We start from the raw sequence: 6250 nt of genomic DNA, 5'->3' as shown, positions 1-6250 counted from the left end.
CCGGACCGAGGTCGCCGAGACCGTCGTCGGCCTGCGCGCACCGCAGGGCGGACAGGTGGAGATCGCGGGACGGCGCCCCCGCCCCGGCAGCGTCCCCGCCGCCCTCGCCGCCGGCGCCGGGTTCGTCCCGCAGGACCGCCACCACCAGGGCTTCGTCCCCGGCATGTCCATCGCCGACAACGCCACCCTGTCCGTACCCGCACGCCTCGGACGGCACGGCTTCATCAGCGGCACACGCCGCGACAAGCTCGCCCGCGACATGATCGAGAAACTGGCGATCAAGACACCGGGACCCGAACTGCCCGTCTCCGGACTGTCCGGCGGCAACCAGCAGAAGGTCGTCATGGCCCGCGCCCTCGCCGACGACCCCCGCCTGCTGGTCCTCATCAACCCGACCGCCGGCGTCGACGTGCGCTCCAAGGACTTCCTCCTCGGCAAGGTCGAGGAGACCGCCGACGGCGGCACCGGCGTCCTCATCGCCTCCGACGAACTCGACGACCTGCGCATGTGCGACCGCGTCCTCGTCATGTTCCAGGGCCGCGTCACGGCGGAACTGGACCGAGGCTGGCACGACCACGACCTCGTGGCCGCGATGGAAGGAGTGGACCTCGATGCCTGACACCGCCCTCGCCGACACCGCGTCCGAGGCCGCCGAACCGCCCCGCGAACGCGCCGCGCTGTTCGGCGGCCGGGTCCCGATCGCCCGGCTGCGCGACCTCGCCCTCGTCCCCGCCATCATCGTCATCGCGATCGTCGGCCAGATCGTCAACCCCGTCTTCCTGCGCTCCGACAACCTCATCAACGTCCTCCAGACGATGTCCGAGACGGCCCTGCTGGTCCTCGCCCAGACGATGATCCTGATCGTCAAGAAGATGGACCTGTCGCTGGAGTCCACCATGGGCCTCGCGCCCGGCGTCGCCGCCTGGCTCGTCGTCCCCACCGGCGCCGGACACGGCCTCGGACTGCTGCCCGGCGCCTGGGCCGTCCCCGTCACGCTCGCCGTGGGCGCGGCCGTCGGCGTCGTCAACGCACTGCTCATCATCCGCTTCGGCCTCAACGGCTTCATCGTCACCCTCGGCATGCTGATCGTCCTGCGCGGCATCCTCACCGGGATCTCCGGCGGCCAGACCTTCTTCCAGCTGCCGCCCTCGATGCTCTACCTCGGCACCGCCGAATGGTTCGGGATGCCCGCGTCGATCTGGCTGTGCCTCGCCCTGTTCGCCGTCGCGATCGTCGTCCTCGGCTGGACCGGCTTCGGCCGCTCCCTGTACGCCATCGGCGGCAACGTCGACGCGGCCCGCGCCGCCGGCATCCGCACCGACCGCGTCCTGTGGACCGTCATCGTCGTCGGCAGCGTCCTCGCCGCCCTCGCCGGACTGCTGCTGTCCGGGCGGCTCGCATCGGTCGCCTCCGCGCAGGGCAACGGCTACATCTTCACCGTCTTCGCCGCCGCCGTCATCGGGGGCATCAGCCTCAACGGCGGCAAGGGCAGCATGTTCGGCGCCTTCACCGGCATCCTGCTGCTCTTCATGATCCAGAACGTCCTCACCCTCGGCGGGGTGCCCGCCCAGTGGATCGGGGCGCTCAACGGCCTGATCATCCTGGCCGCGCTCACCGTCTCCCGCATCACCGGAGGCAAGGTCCAGGACTGAGCCGACCCGCAACCCCAGAGAACCCGTAGTCCCCGTCGCGGGCGGCCCCGCGCCGACCCGCCCCCGCAGGAGTTCCCGACATGCCCCGTATCACCGCGCTCGACGTCCTCGACGTCCGCTTCCCCACCTCCGAGCACCTCGACGGTTCGGACGCCATGAACCCCGAACCCGACTACTCCGCCGCCTACGTCGTCCTGCGCACCGACGCCGGCGACGGCCTGGAGGGCCACGCCCTGGCCTTCACCACCGGACGCGGCAACGACGTCCAGGCCGCCGCGATCGCGGCCCTCGCCCCGCACGTGGTGGGCCTGTCCGTCGACGAGGTCTGCGGCGACCTCGGCGCCTTCTCCCGCACCCTCGTCCACGACCCCCAACTCCGCTGGCTGGGACCGGAGAAGGGCGCCATCCACATGGCGACCGGCGCCGTCGTCAACGCCGCCTGGGACCTCGCGGCCAAGCGCGCGAAGAAACCCGTGTGGCAGTTCCTCGCCGAGATGACCCCCGAGGAACTCGTCGCCCAGATCGACTTCCGCTGGCTGTCCGACGCCCTCACCCCCGAGGACGCGCTGGAGATCCTGCGCCGCGCCGAACCCGGCCGCGCCGAACGCACCGCCCGCCTCCTGGAACGCGGCTACCCCGCCTACACCACCACCCCCGGCTGGCTCGGCTACTCCGACGAGAAACTCACCCGCCTCGCCCGCGAGGCCGTCGCCGACGGCTTCACCCAGATCAAACTGAAGGTCGGCGCGGACCTGGCGGACGACGTCCGGCGCATGCGCACCGCCCGTGAGGCGGTCGGCGCCGACATCCGCATCGCCGTCGACGCCAACCAGCGCTGGGACATCCAGCCCGCCATCGACTGGATGCGCGAACTCGCCCCCTACGACCCGTACTGGATCGAGGAACCCACCTCACCCGACGACATCCTCGGCCACGCCGCCGTCCGCACGGCCCTCACCCCCATCAAGGTCGCCACCGGGGAGCACATCGCCAACCGCGTCGTCTTCAAACAGCTCCTCCAGGCCGGCGCCGTCGACATCGTCCAGATCGACTCGGCGCGCGTCGGCGGTGTCAACGAGAACCTCGCGATCCTGCTGCTGGCCGCCAAGTTCGGCGTCCCGGTGTGCCCGCACGCGGGCGGGGTCGGGCTGTGCGAGATGGTCCAGCACCTGTCGATGTTCGACTACGTCTCCGTCTCCGGCACGGTCGAGGACCGGGTCATCGAGTACGTCGACCACCTCCACGAACACTTCGTCGACCCCGTCCGCATCGACCGAGGCCACTACCTCGCACCCACCCTGCCCGGCATCGGCGCCCAGATGCACCCCGCCTCCCTCAAGGAGTACGCCTACCCCGACGGCCCCGTCTGGTCCGCCCGTGTCTGACCGGTCCGGCCTCGTCGACGCCCACCACCACCTGTGGGACCTCGGCCACCGCCCCCAGCCCTGGCTGGACGAACCCGGACTCGCCCCGATCCGCCGCACGTTCGGCCTCGACGACCTGACACGGTCCGCGAGCCGGGCGATCCTCGGACACCGGCTCACCACCTCCGTCCTCGTCCAGTGCCTGCCCTCCGTACCCGAGACCCGGGAACTCCTCGCGCTGGCCGACGGCTCGCCGTCGGTGGGGGCGGTCGTCGGCTGGGTGGACCTGACCTCCCCGGCGGTCGCCGACACCCTGGACGAACTGCGCGGCGGACCGGGCGGGGACCGACTGCGGTCCGTACGGCACCTCGTGCAGGGCGAGAGCGACCCGCACTGGCTGCAACGGCCCGACGTGGAACGGGGGTTGAGGGCCGTACAGGAACGCGGCCTCGGCTACGACGTCCTCGTCCGCGACCGCCAGCTCCCGCAGGCCGTCCGGCTCGCCCAACGGTTCCCCGGCCTGCCGCTCGTCCTCGACCACGCCGGGAAACCGGACCTCCGAGGCGGGGACCTCATCGACTGGACCCGCCGGATCCGAGAGCTCGCCGCCTTCCCCCAGGTGCGCTGCAAACTCTCCGGGCTCGTCACCGAGGCCGACCACGAGAAGTGGACGACCGACGACATCCGGCCCGTCCGGGACACCCTCCTCGACGCCTTCGGGCCCGAGCGGCTGATGTTCGGCTCCGACTGGCCGGTGTGCGTCCTGGCCGGCGGCTGGGACCGCTGGGCTGAGACCGTCGAGGAACTCCTCGCCCCCTGCACCGGCCCCGAAACCTCGGCGATCCTCGCCGGCACCGCCACCGACTTCTACCGGCTCGCAGAGGAACCCCCATGCTCCTGACGGAACTCCTGCACCCCGGAATCCTCCAGGCCCTCGCCGGAGCCGGGCACGGCGCCCGCGTCCTGATCACCGACGGCCACTACCCCGCGAGCACCGCGACCGGCGACCGCGCCACGACCGTCCACCTCAACCTCGCCCCCGGCCTCCTCGACACCAGCACCGTCCTGGACGTCCTGCTGCGCGCGATACCCGTGGAGTCCGCGCACGTCATGGTCCCGCCGGACGGCGAACCCGAGCCCGAGGCGATCGCCGCCCACCGCGCACGGCTCGCCCCTGTCCCCGTCGAGACGCTCGACCGCTTCGCCTTCTACGCCGCCGCCCGCTCACCCGACCTCGCCCTGACCGTCGTCACCGCCGACACCCGCACCTACGCCAACCTCCTGATCACCATCGGCGTCCGCCCCGAAGGGACCCTCACCGCGCCATGAGCATCGCCGTCCGCTACACCGGCCCCCGCACCCTGGACACCGCGCCGTCCGAGACGGCCCCGCCCGGCCCCGGCGAGGTCGAACTCGCCCCCGCCTACGTCGGGATCTGCGGCACCGACCTGCACATCTTCCACGGCGACATGGACGCCCGGGTCGCCACCCCGGCGGTCATCGGCCACGAGATGTCCGGCCGCGTCACCCGCGTCGGCGACGGCGTCACCGACTGGCGGCCCGGCGACGCGGTCACCGTCATGCCGCTGCGCTGGGACGACACCTGCCCCGCCTGCCGCGCCGGCCACCGGCACGTCTGCCAGCACCTCGACTTCATCGGCATCGACTCGCCCGGCGCCATGCAACAGCGCTGGACCGTCCCCGCCACCACCCTCGTCCGCCTCCCGGACACCCTCCCCCTCCAGAGCGCCGCCCTCGTCGAACCCACCGCCGTCGCCGTCCACGACGTCGGCCGGGCCGAGGTCACCCGAGGGGAGAAGGCCGTCGTGGTCGGCGGCGGACCCGTCGGCGTCCTCATCGCCCTCGTAGCGGCCTCGGCCGGCGCCGACGTCCGGCTCGTCGAACTCAACCCCCACCGCAGGAAACTCGCCGAGGAACTGGGCCTGACGACGTGGGACCCGGCCCACGACGACATACCGGCCCTGACGGGGGAGTGGACCGGGGACGCGGGAGCGGACGTCGCCTTCGAGGTGTCCGGCGCCCAGGCCGGCGTCGAGACCGCCGTCGACGCGCTCGGCGTCCGCGGCCGGCTCTGCCTGGTGGCCATCCACCCGAAACCCCGCGAGATCAACCTGCACCGCTTCTTCTGGCGTGAACTCACCCTCGTCGGCGCCCGGTTGTACGACCGCTCCGACTTCGAACGCGCCGTCGCCCTCGTCGCCGACGGCACCGTCCCCGCCGAGCGGCTGATCAGCGGCGTCGTACCCCTCACCGAGGTGCCCGCCGCGTTCGAGGCGCTGGAGTCCGGCGGCGGCGTGATGAAGATCCTCGTCGACTGCGCCACGGGCACCGAGGCGGGCGCCGCGTGAACCCCTTCGACCTCACCGGGAAACTCGCCGTCGTCACCGGAGCCCGCCGGGGCATCGGCCGCGCCATGGCCCGCGCCCTCGCCCGCGCCGGAGCCGACGTCATCGGCGTCAGCGCCAACCTCGAAGAGACCGGCAGCGACGTCGAGAAGGACGTCACCGCCGCCGGACGCGCCTTCGAGGCGATCCGCACCGACTTCGCCGACCCCGACGCCGTGTACGCCCTCGGCGCCGAACTCGCCGGACGGGAAAGGCCGGTGGACATCCTCGTCAACAACGCGGGCACCATCCGCCGCGCCCCCGCCGCCGAACACCCCCACACGGACTGGGAGAACGTCCTCCAGGTCAACCTCAGCGCACAGTTCACCCTGACTCAGGCCGTCGGCGGGACCATGATCGCCCGGGGCTACGGCAAGGTCGTCTTCACCGCGTCGCTCCTCAGCTACCAGGGCGGCATCAACGTCCCCGGCTACACCGCCGCCAAGCACGGCATCGCCGGACTCACCAAGGCGCTGGCCAACGAGTGGGCGCCGCACGGCGTCAACGTCAACGCCATCGCGCCCGGCTACATCGCCACCGACAACACCCAGGCCCTGCGCGACGACCCGGCCCGCAGCACGGCCATCCTGGACCGCATCCCGGCCGGCCGCTGGGGTGAGGCCGACGACCTCGCGGGCGCCACCGTCTTCCTCGCCTCCGACGCCGCTGCCTACGTCCACGGCACGATCCTGCCCGTCGACGGAGGATGGCTCGGCCGATGAACGGTTCCCTCACCGCCGTCCTGGACGGCACCCGGATCGTGCCGGTGCTGACCGTGCGCTCCGCCAGGGCCGCAGGCCCCCTCGCCGACGCGCTCGCGGCGGGCGGC

The 6250-nt window shown here is 72.5% G+C and carries 7 protein-coding genes; all 7 read left to right on the top strand.

From position 1 onward, the window contains the following. A partial coding sequence (locus ACVNF4_RS30835; RefSeq protein WP_461806177.1) for an ATP-binding cassette domain-containing protein occupies positions 1 to 619 on the top strand: 619 nt, incomplete at its 5' end. After that, the gene (locus ACVNF4_RS30830) at positions 612 to 1652 is read left to right on the top strand and encodes an ABC transporter permease (protein ID WP_461806176.1); all 1041 of its coding nucleotides are present in this window, start codon (positions 612 to 614) and stop codon (positions 1650 to 1652) included. The genes ACVNF4_RS30835 and ACVNF4_RS30830, both read left to right, overlap by 8 nt. 80 nt (positions 1653 to 1732) lie before the next feature. Next, on the top strand, positions 1733 to 3037 hold the full coding sequence (locus ACVNF4_RS30825; protein WP_461806175.1) for an L-fuconate dehydratase: 1305 nt from the start codon (positions 1733 to 1735) through the stop codon (positions 3035 to 3037). Then, entirely contained in the window at positions 3030 to 3917 is an 888-nt protein-coding gene (locus ACVNF4_RS30820) for an amidohydrolase family protein (protein WP_461806174.1), read from the top strand. Before ACVNF4_RS30825 ends, ACVNF4_RS30820 begins: the two co-directional genes overlap by 8 nt. Beyond that, positions 3908 to 4345, top strand: coding sequence for an RbsD/FucU domain-containing protein (locus ACVNF4_RS30815; protein WP_461806173.1), 438 nt, complete (start codon positions 3908 to 3910; stop codon positions 4343 to 4345). The genes ACVNF4_RS30820 and ACVNF4_RS30815 overlap by 10 nt, the downstream gene beginning before the upstream one ends. Beyond that, positions 4342 to 5385: a zinc-dependent alcohol dehydrogenase gene (locus tag ACVNF4_RS30810; protein ID WP_461806172.1), complete on the top strand. Its 1044-nt coding sequence runs from the start codon at positions 4342 to 4344 to the stop codon at positions 5383 to 5385. Before ACVNF4_RS30815 ends, ACVNF4_RS30810 begins: the two co-directional genes overlap by 4 nt. Further along, a complete protein-coding gene (locus ACVNF4_RS30805) occupies positions 5382 to 6143 on the top strand; it encodes an SDR family oxidoreductase (RefSeq protein WP_461806171.1) in 762 nt (253 codons plus the stop codon). The genes ACVNF4_RS30810 and ACVNF4_RS30805 overlap by 4 nt, the downstream gene beginning before the upstream one ends. The last annotated feature ends 107 nt before the right edge of the window (positions 6144 to 6250 follow it).

The organism is Streptomyces sp. S6, assembly GCF_054880855.1.
The sequence above is the reverse complement of the archived record's forward strand: the minus strand, read 5'-3'. Positions and strand labels throughout refer to the sequence as shown.

Excerpts from the sequence above, each read along its gene's own strand:
- ACVNF4_RS30830 (WP_461806176.1), top strand. The coding sequence starts at position 612 with ATGCCTGACACCGCCCTCGCCGACACCGCGTCCGAGGCCGCCGAACCG.
- ACVNF4_RS30825 (WP_461806175.1), top strand. The coding sequence starts at position 1,733 with ATGCCCCGTATCACCGCGCTCGACGTCCTCGACGTCCGCTTCCCCACC.
- ACVNF4_RS30815 (WP_461806173.1), top strand. The coding sequence starts at position 3,908 with ATGCTCCTGACGGAACTCCTGCACCCCGGAATCCTCCAGGCCCTCGCC.
- ACVNF4_RS30810 (WP_461806172.1), top strand. The coding sequence starts at position 4,342 with ATGAGCATCGCCGTCCGCTACACCGGCCCCCGCACCCTGGACACCGCG.